20 protein-coding genes, 1 tRNA gene and 1 pseudogene are annotated in these 19308 nt (G+C 72.2%); 19 read left to right on the forward strand and 3 right to left on the reverse strand.

The genetic code is table 11. The features are described from left to right. The first annotated feature begins 34 nt into the window (after nucleotides 1–34). The 3 genes from ACGFI2_RS08585 to ACGFI2_RS08595 all read left to right on the forward strand — a co-directional run bounded on the left by ACGFI2_RS08585 (nucleotide 35) and on the right by ACGFI2_RS08595 (nucleotide 2967). Nucleotides 35–1834 carry an ABC-F family ATP-binding cassette domain-containing protein gene (locus ACGFI2_RS08585; protein ID WP_393512761.1) on the forward strand — a complete coding sequence of 600 codons (1800 nt, stop codon included), beginning with the start codon at nucleotides 35–37 and terminating at the stop codon, nucleotides 1832–1834. 85 nt (nucleotides 1835–1919) lie between these two features. Next, nucleotides 1920–2375: a DUF4383 domain-containing protein gene (locus tag ACGFI2_RS08590; RefSeq protein ID WP_393512764.1), complete on the forward strand. Its 456-nt coding sequence runs from the start codon at nucleotides 1920–1922 to the stop codon at nucleotides 2373–2375. Between the two features lie 115 nt (nucleotides 2376–2490). Beyond that, the gene (locus ACGFI2_RS08595) at nucleotides 2491–2967 is read left to right on the forward strand and encodes a DUF4383 domain-containing protein (protein ID WP_393512767.1); all 477 of its coding nucleotides are present in this window, start codon (nucleotides 2491–2493) and stop codon (nucleotides 2965–2967) included. On the opposite strand, the gene ACGFI2_RS08600 is transcribed toward ACGFI2_RS08595, so the two are convergent. Continuing rightward, on the reverse strand, nucleotides 2957–3622 hold the full coding sequence (locus ACGFI2_RS08600; RefSeq protein ID WP_393512770.1) for a TetR family transcriptional regulator: 666 nt from the start codon (nucleotides 3620–3622) through the stop codon (nucleotides 2957–2959). The two genes, ACGFI2_RS08595 and ACGFI2_RS08600, sit on opposite strands and share 11 nt — an antisense overlap. Nucleotides 3623–3701: 79 nt before the next feature. On the opposite strand from ACGFI2_RS08600, the pseudogene ACGFI2_RS08605 reads away from it, so the two are divergent. From ACGFI2_RS08605 to cysN, 10 genes and pseudogenes are all read left to right on the forward strand, one after another. Further along, a pseudogene (locus ACGFI2_RS08605) lies at nucleotides 3702–3917 on the forward strand (resolvase); the annotation flags it as partial. A 292-nt stretch (nucleotides 3918–4209) separates the two neighbouring features. Continuing rightward, a complete protein-coding gene (locus ACGFI2_RS08610; RefSeq protein ID WP_393513191.1) occupies nucleotides 4210–4527 on the forward strand; it encodes a hypothetical protein in 318 nt (105 codons plus the stop codon). A gap of 94 nt (nucleotides 4528–4621) precedes the next feature. Then, nucleotides 4622–4696 (forward strand) — tRNA-Gln (locus ACGFI2_RS08615). 60 nt (nucleotides 4697–4756) lie between these two features. Further along, nucleotides 4757–6259 carry a bifunctional UDP-N-acetylglucosamine diphosphorylase/glucosamine-1-phosphate N-acetyltransferase GlmU gene (gene glmU / locus ACGFI2_RS08620; RefSeq protein ID WP_393512773.1) on the forward strand — a complete coding sequence of 501 codons (1503 nt, stop codon included), beginning with the start codon at nucleotides 4757–4759 and terminating at the stop codon, nucleotides 6257–6259. A 116-nt stretch (nucleotides 6260–6375) separates the two neighbouring features. Next, nucleotides 6376–7356: a ribose-phosphate diphosphokinase gene (locus ACGFI2_RS08625; protein ID WP_393512776.1), complete on the forward strand. Its 981-nt coding sequence runs from the start codon at nucleotides 6376–6378 to the stop codon at nucleotides 7354–7356. 283 nt (nucleotides 7357–7639) lie between these two features. Then, nucleotides 7640–8335, forward strand: a complete 696-nt coding sequence (locus tag ACGFI2_RS08630; protein ID WP_393512778.1) for a 50S ribosomal protein L25/general stress protein Ctc — start codon at nucleotides 7640–7642, stop codon at nucleotides 8333–8335. Nucleotides 8336–8435: 100 nt separating this feature from the next. Beyond that, nucleotides 8436–9026 (forward strand): aminoacyl-tRNA hydrolase, encoded by a 591-nt coding sequence (gene pth / locus ACGFI2_RS08635; protein WP_393512781.1) that lies wholly within the window; start codon nucleotides 8436–8438, stop codon nucleotides 9024–9026. A 75-nt stretch (nucleotides 9027–9101) separates the two neighbouring features. Next, on the forward strand, nucleotides 9102–9935 hold the full coding sequence (locus tag ACGFI2_RS08640; RefSeq protein ID WP_393512784.1) for an inositol monophosphatase family protein: 834 nt from the start codon (nucleotides 9102–9104) through the stop codon (nucleotides 9933–9935). A gap of 79 nt (nucleotides 9936–10014) precedes the next feature. Beyond that, complete coding sequence (gene cysD / locus ACGFI2_RS08645) at nucleotides 10015–10926, forward strand: sulfate adenylyltransferase subunit CysD (RefSeq protein WP_393512787.1); 912 nt, start codon at nucleotides 10015–10017, stop codon at nucleotides 10924–10926. Then, the gene (gene cysN, locus ACGFI2_RS08650) at nucleotides 10926–12230 is read left to right on the forward strand and encodes a sulfate adenylyltransferase subunit CysN (RefSeq protein WP_393512790.1); all 1305 of its coding nucleotides are present in this window, start codon (nucleotides 10926–10928) and stop codon (nucleotides 12228–12230) included. The genes cysD and cysN overlap by 1 nt, the downstream gene beginning before the upstream one ends. An 85-nt stretch (nucleotides 12231–12315) precedes the next feature. On the opposite strand, the gene galK is transcribed toward cysN, so the two are convergent. Next, nucleotides 12316–13476: a galactokinase gene (gene galK, locus ACGFI2_RS08655; RefSeq protein ID WP_393512793.1), complete on the reverse strand. Its 1161-nt coding sequence runs from the start codon at nucleotides 13474–13476 to the stop codon at nucleotides 12316–12318. Further along, nucleotides 13473–14405, reverse strand: a complete 933-nt coding sequence (gene galE, locus ACGFI2_RS08660; RefSeq protein WP_393513153.1) for a UDP-glucose 4-epimerase GalE — start codon at nucleotides 14403–14405, stop codon at nucleotides 13473–13475. Before galE ends, galK begins: the two co-directional genes overlap by 4 nt. 226 nt (nucleotides 14406–14631) lie before the next feature. Between galE and ACGFI2_RS08665 the strand changes: the two genes are divergently transcribed. The 6 genes from ACGFI2_RS08665 (at nucleotide 14632) to ACGFI2_RS08690 (ending at nucleotide 19192) form a co-directional block, all read left to right on the forward strand. Next, nucleotides 14632–15648, forward strand: a complete 1017-nt coding sequence (locus tag ACGFI2_RS08665) for a hemolysin family protein (RefSeq protein ID WP_393512796.1) — start codon at nucleotides 14632–14634, stop codon at nucleotides 15646–15648. A gap of 33 nt (nucleotides 15649–15681) precedes the next feature. After that, on the forward strand, nucleotides 15682–16707 hold the full coding sequence (trpS, locus tag ACGFI2_RS08670; RefSeq protein ID WP_393512799.1) for a tryptophan--tRNA ligase: 1026 nt from the start codon (nucleotides 15682–15684) through the stop codon (nucleotides 16705–16707). 44 nt (nucleotides 16708–16751) lie between these two features. Further along, a complete protein-coding gene (locus ACGFI2_RS08675; protein WP_393513156.1) occupies nucleotides 16752–17315 on the forward strand; it encodes a 2'-5' RNA ligase family protein in 564 nt (187 codons plus the stop codon). A gap of 56 nt (nucleotides 17316–17371) precedes the next feature. After that, nucleotides 17372–18313, forward strand: a complete 942-nt coding sequence (locus tag ACGFI2_RS08680) for a YhjD/YihY/BrkB family envelope integrity protein (protein WP_393512802.1) — start codon at nucleotides 17372–17374, stop codon at nucleotides 18311–18313. Beyond that, entirely contained in the window at nucleotides 18310–18684 is a 375-nt protein-coding gene (locus ACGFI2_RS08685; RefSeq protein WP_393512805.1) for a GntR family transcriptional regulator, read from the forward strand. Before ACGFI2_RS08680 ends, ACGFI2_RS08685 begins: the two co-directional genes overlap by 4 nt. A gap of 73 nt (nucleotides 18685–18757) precedes the next feature. Then, on the forward strand, nucleotides 18758–19192 hold the full coding sequence (locus ACGFI2_RS08690; RefSeq protein WP_393512808.1) for a hypothetical protein: 435 nt from the start codon (nucleotides 18758–18760) through the stop codon (nucleotides 19190–19192). Nucleotides 19193–19308 lie beyond the last annotated feature (116 nt).

Genomic DNA, 19308 nt, shown 5'->3' on the forward strand with positions numbered 1-19308 from the left:
CACCCGGGGCGCCTTGGTCGTGGAAGGTGGGTAAGTGGCCAACATCGTCAACCTGGACCGGGTGTCCAAGGGGTACGGCGCCGCCGGGCCGCTGCTCACCGACGTCTCGCTCGGCCTCGACGACGCCGACCGGGTCGGTGTGGTCGGGCTCAACGGCGCCGGCAAGTCGACGCTGCTGCGGCTGCTCACCCGCACCGAGGAACCCGACGACGGCCGGGTGACCCTCCGCCGCGACCTGCGCGTGGCCTGGCTGCCGCAGCGCCTGGACCTGGCCCCCGAGCTCACCGTGCGCGACGTGGTGCTCGGCACCGCCTGGCTCGACCAGAGCATGGGCGCCGAGCACGAGTGGGCCGGCGACGCCGGCGTGCGGGCCATCCTCGACGGTCTCGGCATGCCCCACCTCGGCCTCGACACGCCGGTCGGCCCGATGTCCGGCGGGGAACGCCGCCGGGTCGCGCTCGCCGCCCTGTTGGTCCGCGACGCCGACCTGCTGGTCCTCGACGAGCCCACCAACCACCTCGACGTCGGCGGCGTCGACTGGCTGGCCCGGCACCTGGTCACCCGCAAGGGCACGCTCGTCGTGGTCACCCACGACCGCTGGTTCCTCGACGCCGTCTGCACGACCACCTGGGAGGTGGCCGACCAGACCGTCCGGGCGTACGAGGGCGGCTTCGCCGCGTGGACGCTGGCCCGCATCGAGCGGCAACGGATCGCCGCGGCGACCGAGGCCCGCCGGCAGAACCTGCTCCGCAAGGAGATCGCCTGGCTGCGGCGGGGCCCGCCGGCACGGACCTCCAAGCCCAAGTTCCGCATCGACGCGGCCAACGCGCTCATCGCCGACGTGCCGGAACCGCGCGACACCATGTCGCTGCAACGGCTGGCCACCGCCCGGCTCGGCAAGCAGGTGTACGACCTGGAACACGTCACCCTGCACGCCGGCCCGAAGGAGATCCTGCGCGACACCACCTGGCAGGTCGGGCCCGGCGACCGGATCGCCGTCCTCGGCCGGAACGGCGCCGGCAAGACCACCCTGCTGCGGCTGCTCGCCGGCGTGACCCGCGCCGACGGCGGGCGCTTCGCCGCCGGGCAGACCGTGCGGCCCGCCTTCCTGTCCCAGGAACTCGCCGAACTCCCCGGCCACCTGCGCGTCCTGGAGGCCGTCGAGGAGGTGGCCCGCCGGGTGCAGTTCGGCGACCGGGAGATCAGCGCCGCCCAGCTCGCCGAGATCTTCGGCTTCGACGACCGGCGGCTCTGGACCCCGGTGAGCGACCTCTCCGGTGGCGAGCGCCGCCGCCTGCAGATGCTGCGGCTGCTCGCCGGCGAGCCCAACGTGCTCCTGCTCGACGAGCCCACCAACGACCTGGACACCGACACCCTCGCCGCGCTGGAGGACCTGCTCGACTCCTGGCCCGGCACCATCGTGGTGGCCAGCCACGACCGCTACCTGATCGAGCGGGTCACCGACGTCGCGTACGGGATGTTCGGCGACGGGCGGCTGGTGCACCTGCCCGGCGGCGTCGACGAATACCTGGCGCGCGCTGCCGCGGCCGGCGGCCCGGCGCCCGCCGACCTCACCCCGGGCACGGCCGTCCCGGCCCGCGACGGCATGTCCGCCGCCGAGGTACGCACCGCGAAGAAGGAGCTGAACCGGCTGGAACGGCAGATCGCCAAGCTCGAGCAGAAGGAGGCGGGCCTGCACGAGCAGCTCGCCGCCAACGCCACCGACTACGCCCGCGTCGCCGAGCTGGACGCCCAGCTCAAGGAGGTGCGGGCCGAGCGGGACCGCACCGAGGAGACCTGGTTGGCGCTGGCCGAGGAGTTGCCCGGCGGCTGACCCGTGGGGGGTGTGCGGCGTCACTGACCGGCGTACGGGACAATCAGCGGTGAACCCTCATCCGATCGGTCTTGGAGACGCAGAGATGTCCCACACCCCCGTCAACCACCCCGCGCGGCCGATCTTCCGGGCGATCGGCGGGCTCGTCGGTCTTTACTTCGTCGTCTTCGGTGGCCTCGGCGTCATCGCCAGCGCCGGCAGCGACTTCTTCGCCCAGGACGACACCAAGGTCCTCGGCCAGGGCACCAACATGGGCTTCTCGCTCCTGTCGGTGCTGATCGGCGTGGTGATCCTGGCCGGCACCGCGATCGGCCGCAACCTCGACGTGGCGATCAACCAGTGGCTGGCCTACACCCTGATGGCCATCGGTCTGGCCGAGCTGGCGTTCCTCCAGACCGACGCCAACATCCTCAACTTCTCGATCATGACCGTGGTCGTGCTCCTGACCCTGTCCCTGGTGCTCCTGGTGGTCGGCATGTACGGCAAGGTGGGCAGCGCCGACGAGCACGAGGCCTGGCAGAAGGCCCGCCTGGTGCTCTGATCGGATCCGTCCCGACGGCCCGGCGCGGTGCGCCGGGCCGTCGGCGTTTTCCGGGACGGGAGCGGGCGGGCCGGGCGACAATTGCCCCGAATCAGTCAGGCGACTGGAGGGCACCATGGCGCACTTCCCGGTGAACCACCCCGCGCGACCGCTCTACCGGGTGCTGTCCGGGCTCATCGGCCTCTACATCCTGGTCTTCGGCGTCTACGGCGTGTTCCAGACCTGGGGCGACGGGCTGTTCGGCCGGGACGGCAACTGGGCCCTCGGGCTGCGTACCAACCTGGCCTTCTCGCTGGTCTCGGTGGCCTTCGGCGCGGTCCTCCTGCTCGGCGCGTCCCGCCGCGACAACCTCGGGCACTACATGAACCTCACCGCCGGCGTGGTCTTCCTGGTCACCGGCACCCTGATGATGTCCGTGCTGCAGACCTCGGCGAACTTCCTGAACTTCTCGATGTCCACCGTCATCGTGTCGATGCTGTTCGGGCTGATCCTGCTCGCGACCGGCCTCTACGACAAGGTCGGGCCGCCCGAGCACGCGGAGGAGGAGCGCCGCCGCCGCTACCACCCAATCGCCGAGGGCCCTAACCGCTGAGCGGGCCCGGCTTCGACTCCAGGTGTGACAGGCCGTTCCAGGCCAGGTTCACCAGGTGCGCCGCCACCGTCTCCTTGCGCGGCTTGCGGACCTCCAGCCACCAGCGCCCGGCCAACGCCACCATGCCCACCAGCGCCTGCGAGTAGAGCTCCGCCAGCTTCGGGTCGTACCCCCGGCTGTGGAACTCCGCGCCGAGGATGTGCTCCACCTGGTGCGCGACGTCGTTCATCACGCTGCTGAAGTTGCCCGTCGCCGACATCAACGGCGACTCGCGGACCAGCACCCGGAACCCGCTGGTCTCCTCCTCGATGTAGGTCAGCAACGTCAACGCGGCCTGCTCCAGCAACTCCCGCGGATGACCGGCGGTCAACGCCGTGGTGATCCGGTCCAGCAGGGAGCGGACCTCCCGGTCCACCACCACCGCGTAAAGCCCCTCCTTGCCGCCGAAGTGCTCGTAGACCACCGGCTTGGAGACCTTGGCCCGCGCCGCCACCTCCTCGATCGAGGTGGCGTCGAACCCGCGCTCGGCGAAGATCTGCCGAGCGATCAAGATCAACTGCTCGCGTCGCTGCGTGGCGGACATCCGGACCCGGGGCGGCTTGGCCGCCGGGACGGCCCGCCGGCGAGCGCGGTCGCTGCCGGGAACATCGGTCACCCGCCCCATCCTGCCAGGCGCGGCGCGCGGGGGCCGACCGGTCCACACCTTGTCGTACGCCTGTTCTAATTTGGCCCTGGTGACCGATCCGCTCGCCGTCGAGGCGCGCCGGCTGCGCGTCGAGGAACAGCTCTCCGTCGCGGAGATCCGGGTCCGCCTGGGCATCGGCCGGGACCGGACGTACGCCCTGTTGCGCGGCGTCCCGCCGCCGGAACGGACCCGCCGGCCCCGGGCCCGGGACGAGGCCCGCGCCGAAGCCCTGCGGCTGCGTGCGGTCGGCCGGTCGGTCAACCAGATCGCGGAGCAGCTCGGGGTCGCGAAGTCGACCGCCTACCAGTGGGTGCGGCACCTGCCGCTGGACCCGGACGCGGCAACGGCCGAGCGGCGTCGAAAGCACGCGAAGGTGATGACGGACGCCCGCTGGAGCGCGTACCGGCAGTCGCGGGACGCGGCGCAGGCTTCCGAGCAGGCCCGGGCCGCCGATGCGGTGGGCGGCCTCAGCGAGCGGGATCTGCTGGTGCGAGGGGAGCAAGTCGAAACCGTGGCGACCGCAGGACCGACTGGAGTTCGTCAACAGCGACCCCGGGTTGCTCGCGCTGTTCCTCGCGTTCCTGGCCAGCTGCGGCATCAACCGTGGGGTGCCGCGCTACCGATTGCTCATCCACGAGTCCGCCGATGCCGAAGCGACCCAGCGCTGGTGGGCGGAGCGGCTGGGCCTACCGCTGGAACGGTTCGGTCGGGCGACGCTCAAACGGCACGAGCCGGCAACGACGCGCCGGAACAACGGCGAGGGCTACCGGGGTTGCCTGGTGATCACCGTTCCTCGAAGCCGCCACCTCTACTGGCGGGTCGAGGGTGTCATCCGCGGCGTCGAGGACGCCGTGGCGGGAATGCGCGATGAATGAACAACCTCCGCGTGGCGGTGGGTCCGCGCGGTGTCGATGCCCCTGTCCGAGGCCACCTGAGGTAGGCGGGACCCGCTAAGCTGTCAGCGTTCCTTCGGCCGTGGTGTAACTGGCAACACCCAAGATTTTGGTTCTTGTGTTTCAGGTTCGAATCCTGGCGGCCGAGCCATTTCGGGGTATAGGCGTCCTTCTTGGGGTACGCGGCAACCTGCCAGCCGGTCTGGTTAGCATGACCGCGAGACTGTCGCCGTCCCGACGGGAGCACGTCGTGTCCCAGCCCCACCTCCGCACCGTCGTCGTGCTCGCCGCCGGTGAGGGCAAGCGGATGAAGTCGTCCCTGCCCAAGGTGCTGCACCCGCTGCTCGGCCGCACCCTGCTCGGCCACGTCCTGGTCGCCGCCGAGCCGTTGGGCGCGGACCGCACCGTGGTGGTGGTCGGCCACGGCGCCGACCAGGTGCGGGCGCACCTGACCGAGGTCGCCCCGGCGGCCACGCCGGTCCTCCAGGAGCGCCAGCTCGGCACCGGGCACGCGGTCCGGATCGCGCTGGACGCCGTGCCGGACGCCACCGGCACGGTCGTGGTGATCAACGGCGACGTGCCGCTGCTGCGGCCGGAGACGGTCGCGGCCCTGGTCGAGGCGCACGAGGACGCCGCCGCGGCGGCGACCGTGCTGGCCGCCGAGGTGCCGGACCCGACGGGCCTGGGTCGGATCGTGCGGGACGTGCAGGGGCGGCTGGAGCAGATCGTCGAGGAACGTGACGCCACGCCGCAGCAACGCGCGTTGCGGGAGATCAACGCCGGCATCTACGCGTTCGACCTGGCCCGGCTGCGGGAGGCGCTGGGCAAGCTCTCCACCGACAACGACCAGGGCGAGGAATACCTGACCGACGTCTTCGCCCTGCTCCGGGACGCGGGCGAGCCGGTCGCGGTGCACCGCGCGGCCGACCACGTGGAGACGCTGGGCTGCAACGACCGGGTGGAGCTGGCCGGGCTGCGTCGGCTGCTGCGCGACCGGGTCAACGAGGGCTGGATGCGCACCGGGGTGAGCATCCTCGACCCGCACACCACCTGGATCGACGTGACGGTGACCCTGGAGCGGGACGCCGTGATCGACCAGAACACCCAGTTGCAGGGCGGCACGACGGTCGGCGCGGGCGCGCTGGTCGGGCCGGACACCACGCTCGTCGACACCGTGGTGGGCGAGGACGCGAGCGTGGTGCGCAGCCACGCGGTGGGCGCCGAGGTGGGCCCGCAGGCCAGCGTCGGCCCGTACGCCTACCTGCGGCCCGAGTCGCGGCTGGCCCGCAAGGCGAAGGTCGGCACGTTCGTGGAGACCAAGAAGGCGTCGATCGGTGAGGGCTCGAAGGTGCCGCACCTGTCGTACGTCGGGGACGCGACGATCGGCGACCACAGCAACATCGGCGCGGCCTCGGTCTTCGTCAACTACGACGGGGTGCGCAAGCACCACACCACGATCGGCAGTCACGCCCGCACCGGGGCGGACAACATGTTCGTGGCGCCGGTGCGGGTGGGCGACGGCGCGTACACCGCGGCCGGCTCGGTGATCACCGCGGACGTGCCGGCGGGCGCGATGGCGGTGGCGCGGGGCCAGCAGCGCAACGTGGAGGGCTGGGTGCTGCGCAAGCGGGCCGGTACGGCGGCCGCGGAGGCGGCGCGGCAGGCCGTCGAGGGTGCGTCGGAGCCGGGCGGGTCCGCAAGCGAAGGTGACTGAATCCACGGGGGCGGCCGGGTCGTGGGTGGACCGGTGAACCCGGGGGATACTGCAACCGCACACTCCCCGGCCCCACCGCCGCCGGGCACCACCGACACACGGGAGCAGACGGGCCCATGGGCAGCATCGTCGCCGAGAACCGCAAAAGCCTGATGCTCTTCTCCGGAAGGGGTTTTCCGGAGCTGGCCAAGGAGATCGGTGAGGTGCTCGGCGTCGCGCCGACGCCCGCCGACGCCTACGAGTTCGCCAACGGTGAGATTTTCGTACGGTACAAGGACTCGGTGCGTGGTTCGGACGCCTTCGTGGTGCAGTCCGTGACGCACGGGGTGAACACCTGGATCATGGAAACCCTGATCATGGTGGACGCGTTGAAGCGCGGTTCGGCCAAGCGGATCACCGTGGTGCTGCCGTTCTATCCCTACTCCCGGCAGGACAAGAAGCACCGGGGGCGGGAGCCGATCTCGGCGCGGCTGGTGGCCGATCTGCTGAAGACCGCGGGGGCGAACCGGATCCTGACCGTCGACCTGCACACCGCGCAGATCCAGGGCTTCTTCGACGGCCCGGTGGATCACCTGTTCGCGATGGACATTCTGGCCGAGTACGTCGAGCACAAGTACGCGGGCCGCCCGATGACGGTGGTCGCGCCGGACTCGGGCCGGGTGCGGGTGGCCGAGCGCTGGACGGACCGGCTGGGCGGTTGCCCGCTGGCGTTCATCCACAAGACCCGGGACCCGATGAAGCCGAACCAGGTGGTGGCGAACCGCGTGGTCGGTGAGGTCGAGGGCCGGGTGTGCCTGATCGTCGACGACATGATCGACACCGGTGGCACGATCACCAAGGCGGCCGACATCCTGAAGGAGTCGGGGGCGGCGGAGATCGTCGTCGCGTCGACCCACGCGTTGCTGTCGGACCCGGCGACGGAGCGGCTGAAGAACAGCCCGATCAGCGAGGTCGTGGTGACGAACACGCTGCCGTTGCCGCCGGAGAAGCAGCTCGACAAGTTGACCGTGCTGTCGATCGCGCCGCTGCTGGCCCGGGCGATCCGGGAGGTTTTCGACGACGGTTCGGTGACCACCCTCTTCGGTGGCCTGAGCTGATCGTGTGGTCCGGCCGCCGGCGTCGTCCGGCGGTCGGACCGTTGCCCTGCGGACCGGCCGGGACGGTGATATGGGGACTGCCGGCAAACCGGGAAATCGCTCGGGTAGACTGGTGCGGTTGCCACGGCGAGGGTGCCCGGCGGGCTGCTGAATAGCACCGCACGGAGGCGCCGTCATCGACGCGGTGCTCCGGGCGGTCGTTCATGACCTTGAGCCCCAGCGAGCCCCTCGCCCAGCACCGCCAGACGACAAGCCGCCGCAGCGAAGTATCAGGAGTTTCCCCGTGTCCGAGGTAAAGATCAGCGCCGAGCCCCGTACCGAGTTCGGCAAGGGTGGTGCCCGTCGTACCCGCCGGGCCGGCAAGGTGCCCGCCGTGCTGTACGGCCACGGCGAGAAGCCCAAGCACATCGCGCTGCCGGCGCGGGAGTTCGCCGCCGCGATCCGCAAGGGCGGCGCCAACCAGCTCTTCGCGATCGAGGTCAGCGACGGCACCCAGGTGCTGGCGCTGCCGAAGGCGATCCAGCGTGACCCGATCAGGGACAGCTTCGAGCACGTGGACCTGCTGCTGGTCCGCCGCGGCGAGAAGGTCACCGTCGAGGTCCCGGTCCAGCTGACCGGTGAGGCCGCGAAGGACACCCTGATCGTGCACGACCACGACACGCTGTCGGTGACCGCCGACGCGACCAAGGTGCCGGACCACCTGGAGGCGTCGATCGAGGCCGCCGAGGCGGGCACCACGATCACCGCCGCCGACGTCGAGCTGCCGTCCGGCGTCGAGCTGGCCGCGGACGCCGAGACGCCGATCGCCTCGGTGACCGCCGCCCCGACCGCCGAGCAGCTCGAGGCCACCCTCCCCGAGGTCGAGGAGGCCACCGAGGAGGCCGAGGCCGAGGCCGGCGAGGAGACCGCCGAGGCTCCGGAGGGCGCTCCGGCCGCCGAGGGCGAAGAGGCTCCGGCCGAGGCGAAGACCGAGGCCTGATCGGTCCGCAGGCTGTGCGACAGGCGTCCCCGGGGGTTCGGGGGCGCCTGTCGGCGTATCGGGGCGGGTCGTCGGGTAGCGAGCGGGAAGGGGCGTCGGGGTGACGGACGAGGCGGGGCCGTGGCTGGTGGTCGGCCTGGGCAACCCCGGTCGGGAGTACGCGAACAACCGGCACAACGTCGGGTTCATGGTGGCTGACCTGCTGGCCGCGCGGGTGGGCGCGAAGTTCGGCCGGCACCGGCGCGCGGTGGCCGAGGTCGCCGAGGGGCGGCTGGGGTTCGGTGGCCCGAAGCTGGTGCTGCTGAAGCCGCTGACCTACATGAACCTCTCCGGTGGCCCGGTGGCCGGGCTGGCCCAGTTCCACAAGATCCCGCCGGCTCGGGTGATCGCGGTGCACGACGAGCTGGACATCGGCTACGGGCAGGTGCGGGTGAAGTTCGGCGGCGGCGAGGGCGGGCACAACGGCCTGCGGTCGATGTCGAAGTCGCTTGGTACGAAGGACTACGTGCGGGTGCGGTTCGGCGTCGGCCGTCCGCCGGGGCGGCAGGACCCGGCCGACTTCGTACTCTCGGATTTTTCCGCCGCCGAGCGCAAGGAGTTGGAGTTCCTGGTCGACCGCGCGGCGGACGTGGTGGAGTCGGTGGTCACGAAAGGTGTGGAGCCGACGCAGAACCTGTACCACGGGGCCTGACCGGCGGATCCGGCGGCGGCCGGTAGTCTGCGCCTTTCGGCGTGGGCGAAGGCGGGCGACGGGAGCGGCAACACCATGGGCAGTCCTCCGATGATCGACGGCGCGTTCGCTCGCTGGCTGGCGTCGCGGGCCGGGCAGGCGTTGACGGACCTGCGCGCGGAGATGGGCTTCGCGGACGCCGGGGCGTTGCGGTCGGCCGGGGACAAGGTCTCGCACGATCTGATCCGGACCGAGCTGGCCCGGTGGCGCCCGGCGGACGCGGTGCTGTCGGAGGAGGACGAGGGTTCGCGTCTGGCCTGGACGGCCGAGGTGAGCACCGGCGCGATGCCCCGGCTGACCGCGGACCGGGTGTGGATCGTCGATCCGCTGGACGGCACCCGGGAGTACGCCGAGGAGGGGCGCGCCGACTGGGCGGTGCACGTGGCGCTCTGGTCGCGTAGCGCGCCCACGTCGCACGGTCTGGTGGCGGGCGCGTTGGGCCTGCCGGCGCAGCACCGGGTGCTGGGCACGGACTACCCGCCGGCGTATCCGCCGATGCGGGTGGAGGCGGCCACGGCGGTGGGGTCGCGGACCATCCGGTTGGCGGCGAGTCGTAGCCGTCCGCCGGTTTTCCTGACCGATCTGGCGGCGGACGTCGGCGCTCATCTGGTTCCGATGGGCTCGGCGGGTGCGAAGATCGCCGCCGTGGTCACCGGCGAGGTCGACGCGTACATCCATGCCGGCGGCCAGTACGAGTGGGATTCGGCCGCTCCGGTCGCTGTGGCGACGGCCACCGGACTGCACGCTTCCCGGATCGACGGTTCTGCGCTGAAATACAACGAGGCCGACCCGCGCCTACCGGATCTGCTGGTCTGCCGCAAGGATCTCGCGAGTCGGTTGCTTGCAGCGTTGCAGCGGCACTCCGGGTAACCTGAGCGTTCTTCTTCACGAGTCCGACCGGAAAGGCCTGGAATCCGATGTACGGATCCGAGCACATGGAGTTCGTGTCATGACGTCCCCCGCCGCTTACCAGGTGTCGCACCTCGACGCGCTCGAGGCGGAGAGCATCTTCGTGATGCGCGAGGTCGTCGCCGAGATGGAGCGGCCGGTGCTGCTCTTCTCCGGCGGCAAGGACTCGATCGTGATGCTCCGGTTGGCGCAGAAGGCGTTCGCGCCGGCCAACATTCCGTTCCCGGTGATGCACGTGGACACCGGGCACAACTTCCCCGAGGTGCTCGACTACCGGGACCAGCGGGTGGCCGAGCTGGGCCTGCAGCTCATCGTGGCGAGCGTCCCGGAGGCCCTGAACAAGGGCATGGTCCGCGAGACGGCGGACGGCACGCGCAACCGGATCCAGACGCCGGTGCTGCTCGACGCGGTGGAGAAGCACCGCTTCGACGCGCTCTTCGGCGGCGCCCGCCGGGACGAGGAGAAGGCTCGCGCCAAGGAGCGGGTGTTCAGCTTCCGCGACGAGTTCGGCCAGTGGGACCCGAAGAACCAGCGCCCGGAGCTGTGGTCGCTCTACAACGGCCGGCACCACCCCGGCGAGTCGATCCGGGTGTTCCCGCTGTCCAACTGGACCGAGCTGGACGTGTGGCACTACATCGCCCGGGAGCGGATTCCGCTGCCGTCGATCTACTACGCGCACGAGCGCGAGGTGATCGAGCGCGACGGCATGTTCTACGCGGTCAACGAGTTCTTCCGGGCGCGCGTCGGCGAGCAGCCGTTCAAGGCCCAGGTGCGGTACCGGACCGTGGGTGACGCCTCCTGCACCGCGGCGGTCCGCTCGGACGCCGACACGGTGGAGAAGGTGATCGAGGAGGTGGCCGCCACCCGGATCACCGAGCGCGGCGCGACCCGCGGCGACGACCGGGTCAGCGAGGCCGCCATGGAGGACCGCAAGCGGGAGGGCTACTTCTGATGAGTGTCGAGACCTTGGCGCCGGCCGACGGCGAGACCACCGTACGGCCGATGGACCTGCTGCGGTTCGCCACCGCAGGCAGCGTCGACGACGGCAAGTCGACCCTCATCGGCCGGCTGCTCTACGACACGAAGTCGCTCTTCAGCGACCAGCTCGCCGCGGTCGAGGCGGTCAGCGCGGCGCGCGGCGACGAATACACCAACCTGGCGTTGCTCACCGACGGCCTGCGGGCCGAGCGGGAGCAGGGCATCACCATCGACGTGGCCTACCGCTACTTCGCCACGCCGCGGCGCAAGTTCATCATCGCCGACACCCCGGGGCACACCCAGTACACCCGGAACATGGTCACCGGCGCCTCCACGGCCGACCTGGCGCTGATCCTGGTGGACGCGCGCAAGGGCCTGGTGGAGCAGTCCCGCCGGCACGCGTTCCTCTGCTCGCTGCTGCGGGTGCCGCACCTGGTCCTGTGCGTCAACAAGATGGACCTGGTCGACTGGTCGCAGGAGGTCTTCGAGCGGATCGCGGACGAGTTCACCGCGTTCGCCGCGAAGCTCGACGTGCCGGACCTGACCGTGGTGCCGGTCTCCGCGCTGCGGGGCGACAACATCGTCTCCCGCTCGGAGCACATGCCCTGGTACGAGGGCCCGTCGCTGCTGCACCACCTGGAGCGGGTGCACATCGCCTCCGACCGGAACCTGGTCGACGTCCGCTTCCCGGTGCAGTACGTGATCCGGCCGCAGTCCACCACCGTCACCGACTACCGGGGATACGCGGGTCAGGTGGCCTCGGGCGTGCTCAAGCCGGGGGACGAGGTGATGGTGCTGCCGTCGGGCTTCACCAGTCGGATCGCCTCGGTGGACACGGCCGACGGCCCGGTGGACGAGGCGTTCCCGCCGATGTCGGTGACGGTCCGGCTGACCGACGAGATCGACATCTCGCGCGGTGACCTGATCTGCCGGCCGAACAACGCCCCGATGGTCGCGCAGGACATCGAGGCGATGGTCTGCTGGATGGACGAGAGCCGGCCGCTCCAGGTCGGCGGCAGGTACGCGATCAAGCACACCACCCGTTCGGCCCGGGCGATCGTGCGGGAGCTGCACTACCGGCTGGACATCAACTCGCTGCACCGGGACGAGGCGGCCGGCGAGCTGAAGCTCAACGAGATCGGCCGGATCCGGCTGCGGACCACCGTCCCGCTGCTCGCCGACGAGTACCGCCGGAACCGCACCACCGGCGGCTTCGTCATCATCGACGAGGCGACCAACCGCACGGTAGGCGCCGGCATGATCGTGGAAGCCGGCTGACGCCCCTTCCTCGACGCGCAGATGCACGGAAAGAGTGGCTGTCCGAGCGTGGACAGCCACTCTTCCGTCAAACAGGGCGCGAGGGTTACGGGAGGCGGTGGGCGCCGCCGGCGGGGAGGACGGTCAGCGTGCCGGGGGCGGCGAAGCCGCGCTCGGCGTACGCGGCGGCCACGGCGGCGGCCACCCGTTCGGCGGCGCCGGCGTCGACCAGGGCGAGCACGCAGCCGCCGAAGCCGCCGCCGGTCATCCGCGCGCCGTACGCCCCGGCGGCCAGCGCCGCCTCGACCGCGGTGTCGACCTCCGGCACGGTGATCTCGAAGTCGTCGCGCATCGAGGCGTGCGAGGCGGTCAGCAGCGGGCCGGTGTCGCGGACCCGCCCGGCGCGCAGCAACGCGACGGTGTCGAGCACCCGCTGGTTCTCGGTGACCACGTGCCGGACCCGGCGGCGGGTCTCGTCGTCGTCGAGGCGGGCCAGCGCCGCGTCGAGGTCGGCGGTGGGCACGTCGCGCAGGGCGGCCACCCCGAGCGTGGCGGCGGCCCGTTCGCAGCTCTTCCGCCGGGACGCGTACTCGCCGTCGGCGTGCCGGTGCGGCGCGCGCGAGTCGACGACCAGCACGGCCAGCCCGTCGGCGTCCAGGTCGAACGGGATCTGCTCGACCTCCTCGGTGCGGCAGTCGAGGAAGAGCGCGTGACCCTCCCGGGCCCGGACGACCGCGGACTGGTCCATGATCCCGGTCGGCGCGCCGACGTAGTCGTTCTCGGCGCGCTGGGCGAGCCGGGGCCACCGGTCGGTGGGCAGGTCGAGCCCGCCGAGGTCGACCAGGGCGGCCAGCACGGCCGACTCGATGGCGGCGGACGAGGAGAGCCCGGAGCCGACCGGCACGTCGGAGGCGATCGCGAGCCGCGCGCCGGGGACGTCGAGGCCGACGGCGCGCAACGCCCACACCACACCGGCCACGTAGGCGGCCCAGCCGTCGACCCGGCCGGGTTCGTCGGCCTCCACGGCCCCGAACTCCACCGGCTCGTCGTCCAGCTCCGACCAGACCGTCCAGCGTCCGTCCGGGCCGGGCGCGGCGGCGACCACGGTACGCAGCGGAAGCGCGAAGGGCAGCACGAAGCCGTCGTTGTAGTCGGTGTGCTCGCCGATCAGGTTGACCCGCCCGGGCGCCGCCCAGCGGCCGGCCGGCTCGGCGTCGTACCGCTGCCGGAAGCCGGCGGTGGCGCGGTCCGCGACGTCGCCGCTCATGAGGGTCGCCCGGCGAGGTGTTCGCGGTAGAACGCCCAGGCGTCGCCGACCATGTCGCGCAGGGTGGGCTTCGCCGGCACCCAGCCCAGCTCGTCGCGGGCCAGCGCGGACGACGCGACCAGCTCGGCGGGGTCGCCCTCGCGGCGCGGCGCCACCTCGACCGGCACCGGGTGGCCGGTGACCTCGCGGACCACCTCGACCACCTGGCGGTTGGTGAAGCCGTTGCCGTTGCCCAGGTTGTAGATCCGGTGCCGGCCCGGCGTGGCCGCGTCGAGGGCGAGCAGGTGGGCGCGGGCCAGGTCCTCGACGTGGATGTAGTCGCGGACGCAGGTGCCGTCGGCGGTGGGGTAGTCGTCGCCGAAGAGTTGGAGCTTCTCGCGCCGGCCGGCGGCCACGTCGAGGGCGATCGGGATGAGGTGCGTCTCCGGGTCGTGCCGCTCGCCGATGGCCGTGCCGTCATGCAGGTAGGCCCCGGCGACGTTGAAGTAGCGCAGCGAGACGGCGCCCAGCTCGTGCGCGATCGACTCGGAGGTGAGCGCCATGTCGACGGCCAGCTTCGTCGCGCCGTAGGTGCTGGTGGGGGCCTTGACGGCGGTCTCCGGGATGGGCAGCTCGGTGGGGTTGCCGTAGACGGCGGCGGTGGAGGAGAAGACCATCCGCGGGACCCGGGCGGCGCGGACCGCGTCGATCAGGGCGAGTGAGCCGACGGTGTTGGTGTGCCAGTAGAGCTCGGGGCGGATCATTGACTCGCCGGCGGCGATCAGGGCGGCGAAGTGCAGCACGCCGTCGAACCCGGCGTCGGGGGTGAGCACCCGGGCCGCCTCGTGCACCGGCAGGTCGACGTGGGTGGCCTCGGGGGCGAGCGCCTCGCGGTGGCCGGTGCGCAGGTCGTCCAGCACGGTCACCTGGTGGCCGTGGTCGAGCAGCATCCGGGTCACCACGCTGCCGATGTAGCCGGCGCCGCCGGTGACGAGCAGTTTCACGTCGGTCCTCCTGCCTGGCCGCGTCCGTGTCGGCCGTCCGTGATCACCCTACGGCGCGGACGGTGGCGCGGCGGTCGAGTGAGTCTCCCGCCATTCCATCACGATCCACCAGGATTGAACAGATCCGCACATCACGTCGGGCCTCCGGCGGGCGCTGTCTACCATGCTTGTCATGCGGGAAGCGGGTGGTCCCGGGCCCCGGCGGCGACCGCCGGGGCGGCCCCGACGCGAATCCGGCCCGCTGGCCCGGACCGTGGCCCGGGTCGTGGTGCGGGCCGCCGACGGCGCCATCCGCCTGGTGACCGGCCTGCTCGGGACGAGCCCCACCGCCGGGCGGGAACGGATCAGCGAAGCCGAGCTGCGCGACCTGGTGGCGGCCAACACGCTGCTCGACGCGGACGAGCGCCGGATCATCGACGAGGTGCTGGTGGCCGGCGCGCGGCTGGTCCGCGAGGTGATGGTGCCCCGCACCGAGGTGGTCTTCCTCTCCGCCGGCCTGCCGGTGGCCGAGGCGCAGCGGTTGGTGCGGGCCGACCCGCACACCCGCTACCCGGTGGTGGACGGCACGCACGACGACGTGGTCGGCCTGGTGCACCTGCGGGACGTGCTGCTGCGCCCGGAACCGGCCCGCGCGGTCGCGGTCGGCGAGCTGACCCGCGAGGTGAAGCGGCTGCCGGGCAGCAAACGGGTGCTCGCGGCGCTCACCGAGATGCGTCGGGAGGGGCACCACCTGGCCGTGGTGGTCGACGAGTACGGCGGCACCGCCGGCATCGTCACCTGCGAGGACCTCGTCGAGGAGTTGGTCGGGGAGATCCACGACGAGGGCGACGGCCCACCCGAGCCGGCCGTCGCCGGCCTCCCCGCCGTGGTCGACGGCCGGCTCAACCTGGCCGACTTCGCCGAGCGCACCGGAGTCCCCCTGCCCGCCGGCCCGTACGAGACGGTCGGCGGGTACGTGATGGCCGCGCTGGGCCGCCTGCCGGTGGCCGGCGACGAGGTGCCGGTCGCCGTCGACCCGATCGACGGATCGGGCGTCACCGATCCGGAGGGCTGGTTGCTGCGGGTGCTGGCGCTCGACGGCCGGCGGGTGTCCCGGCTGGCGGTCTCCACGCGCCGCCTGCCCGAGCCGCGGCGCGAGGTCAGCGCCCCGCCGCCGCCCGTACCGGCCCGACCCGCCGGCCCGTCATGACGGATCCCGGGGCTTGCTGACAGAATCACCGCCATGTCCGACGTACCCGTCCGCCCGCGCGTCTTCTCCGGCATCCAGCCGACGGCCGACTCGTTCCATCTCGGCAACTACCTGGGCGCGCTGCGGCACTGGGTGGCCCTGCAGGACAGCCACGACGCGTTCTACTGCGTGGTGGACCTGCACGCGATCACCGCGGGGCACGACCCCGAGGTGCTCAAGCGGCGCAGCCGGGTGGCGGCCGCGCAGCTCTTCGCCCTGGGCATCGACCCGGAGCGCAGCACCCTCTTCGTCCAGTCGCAGGTGCCCGAGCACCCGCAACTGGCCTGGGTGCTCGGCTGCATCACCGGCTTCGGCGAGGCCGGCCGGATGACCCAGTTCAAGGACAAGTCGCTGAAGCAGGGCAGCGAGCGGGCCAGCGTCGGGCTGTTCACCTACCCGATCCTGCAGGCCGCCGACATCCTGCTCTACCAGGCGCACGCGGTGCCGGTCGGCGAGGACCAGCGGCAGCACCTGGAGCTCTCCCGGGACCTGGCCCAGCGGTTCAACTCGCTGTTCGGCCCGACGTTCACGGTGCCGGTGCCGCACATCGTGAAGGACACCGCCAAGATCACCGATCTGCAGGACCCGACGGCCAAGATGTCGAAGTCGTCCTCCTCCCCGGCCGGCATCATCGACCTGCTGGAGGACCCGACACGGTCGGCCAAGAAGATCCGCTCGGCGGTCACCGACACCGGTCGCGAGATCGTCTTCGACGCGGTGGGGAAGCCGGGCATCTCCAACCTGCTCACCATCTACTCCGCGCTCTCCGGCCGAGGCATCGACGACCTGGTCGCGGCGTACGACGGCCGGGGCTACGGCGACCTCAAGAAGGACCTCGCCGAGGTGGTGCGGGAGTTCGTCACCCCGGTCCAGGAACGCACCAACGGCTACCTGAACGACCCGGCCCAACTGGACAAGCTGCTCGCGCAGGGCGCGGAGAAGGCCCGGGCGGTGGCGGACGGCACGCTGCGCGCCGCGTACGACCGGATCGGTTTCTTTCCCCCGGTGCGGTCCGAGTAGCGGCCGGCGGAGCGGGAACGGTGACGCGGTCGGTGGCCGGAGAGATGGCGGGCAACGTGACGGACGGTGAGGCAGCGCCGGACGGCGGGGACACGATCCAGATCGGGATCGCGGTGGACATCCCGGAGCCGTGGGGCGGGATGCTCACCCGCCGTCGGGTCTCCGCCGGCGACCCGCAGGCCGTGCCGGCCCACGTCACCCTGCTCGGGCCCACCGAGATCCCGGTCCGCGCGCTGCCCGCCGTCGAGGACCACCTGACCCGGGTGGCCGCCACGCACCTGCCGTTCACCCTGCACCTGCGCGGCACCGGCACGTTCCGTCCGGTCACCCAGGTGGTCTTCGTGACGGTGGCGGCCGGGATCAGCGAGTGCGAGCTGCTCGCCTCCGCCATCAACTCGGCCCCGGAGCTGCGTCGGGAGGCGCGTTTCCCCTACCACCCGCACGTGACCGTCGCCCAGGACGTGCCGCCCGAGGTGCTCGACAAGGCATACGAGGACCTCGCCGACTTCTCCGCGCTGTTCGAGGTGGAGGCGTTCACGCTCTTCTCGCACAGCGGCGCGGCCCGGTGGCAGCCCCGCCGCGACTTCCGGCTCGGCGGCCGGCGCTGAACACCCGGCCGGCCGGGCCTCCTCCGCCGGGGGCGGCGATCGGCGAGGATGACGGAGTGAACGTCTTCGGCCGGATCGAGGCGGCGGTCGGGCGCCGGATCGACGCGGCCCGCGCTCGCTCGCCGATCTTCGACCACCTCTGGCAGGCCGGGACGCTCTACGGCGACCTGCTCGCCGGTCGGCTCGCCGCCGCCATCGCCTACTACGGTTTCTTCGCCGTGTTCGCGCTCGCCCTGGTCGCGTACTGGATCTTCGGCGCGGTGCTGCGGGACAACGAGGACGTCAGCCGCGCGGCGGCCGAGTTCCTCCGGGAGAACCTGCCGTTCCTCGACCCGGCGCAGATCGCCGAGAGCAGCAACACCGTCGGCGTGGTCGGCCTGGTCATCCTGGTCTTCACCGGGATCGGGTGGGTGGAGGCGATCCGCTCCTCGCAGCGGCTGATGTACGGCTTCAACCAGCAGCCCGGCAACCTCGTCATGCGCCGCCTGGTCGACCTCGGCGTGCTGGTCGCGGTCTTCGTGCTGCTCTTCGTCTCGGTCGCCGCGGTCGACGCGCTGGAGTCGCTGCTGCGTTTCCTGCTGCGCAGCACCGGCTCGGTCGGCCTGACCACGGTCAGCGCGGTGCTCAGCCTACTGGTCAACGCCGTGCTCGCCGCCGCGCTGCTGCTGGCCGTGCCCCGGCTGCGGATGAGCCGGCGCCGGCTGCGCCCGGCGGTGCTGACCGTCGCCGTCGGCATCACCCTGCTCAACACCGTGGGGCGCTACTACGTGGTGCGCACCGAGCGGAACCCGGCCTACACGGTGGTGGCGACCGCGGTGGGTCTGCTGCTCTACCTCTACCTGCTCAACCAGTTGGTGCTCTTCGGCGCCGCGCTCGCCGCCACCAGCCGGTACGGCCGGGTGGTGGACCTGGCCGAGGGCGGGGCGCGGGAGGTGGACGTGGAGGCGGACGTGCTCGACGAGGAGACCGATCCGGGCACGCCCGGGGGCGGGGGATGAGCCTCGGGGTCCGGGTCGACGCCGAGTCTGCGGTGCCCCCGTACGAGCAGGTGCGCGCGCAGCTCGCGAGCGCGATCGGGGACGGCCGGCTGGCGGTGGGCACCCGGCTGCCCGCGGTCCGGCAGCTCGCGGCCGACCTGGGGCTGGCGGTGAACACGGTGGCCCGGGCGTACCGGGAGTTGGAGTCCGCCGGCCTGGTCGAGACGCGCGGCCGGCACGGCACCGTGGTGGCCCCGGGCCGCGACGACGCCACCGACCGGCTGCACCGCGCCGCCGAGGGGTACGCGGCCGAGGCGCGTCGCCTGGGCGTACCGCCGGAGCGGGCCGTCGCGCTGGTCCGTGCGGCGCTGGACGCCGGTACGCGTGGCTGAGAGCGGTCGCCTGAGCGGGGAGAGTCGGGGGATTGCCGTCCCCGGGCGGGCACGCAGCGACCATGATGGGCCGGTGGGCGCACTCGTGACACTGGACCTGCCGGACGACTCGCCGATGCTGGGCCTGCCGTGGATCATCACGTTCGGCCCGCTGGCCCCGGAGGACGAGTGGGAGCCGGTGGTCTGCGGCCCGTACGAGCGACCGCACGCGCTGGCGCTGGCCGAGGCGGTGGTGGCGGAGGAGCAGCTGATGGCGGTCGTGGAGCCGCTGCTTCCGGCGCTCACCCCGGAGGAGATCCGGGGTGAGATCGCCGCCGCGCAGATCGCCGCCGTGGACGAGAACGAACAGGCGGATCTCTACGGCGACTTCGAGGACGTCATCGACGACGAGCTGGAGCTGGCCGCCGAGCGCCGGCCGGAGCCGCAGCCGGCGAACCCGCCGGACTCCGACGAGGTCCGGGCCGGGCTGGCCCGGATCGCCGCGCTGCTCACCGCCAAGGGCGGCTGAGCGCCGGCGCGGTCGGTGATGGACACCGGCCCCCGGGAGCGGACTCCCGGGGGCCGGCACCACCTCACCCCCCACCACAAGGGGTCGGCAGCCCAGCCGCCCGTCGGCGCGGGGCA

It is taken from the genome of Micromonospora sp. NPDC049282 (genome assembly GCF_043197045.1).
Classification (GTDB): Bacteria; Actinomycetota; Actinomycetes; order Mycobacteriales; family Micromonosporaceae; genus Micromonospora.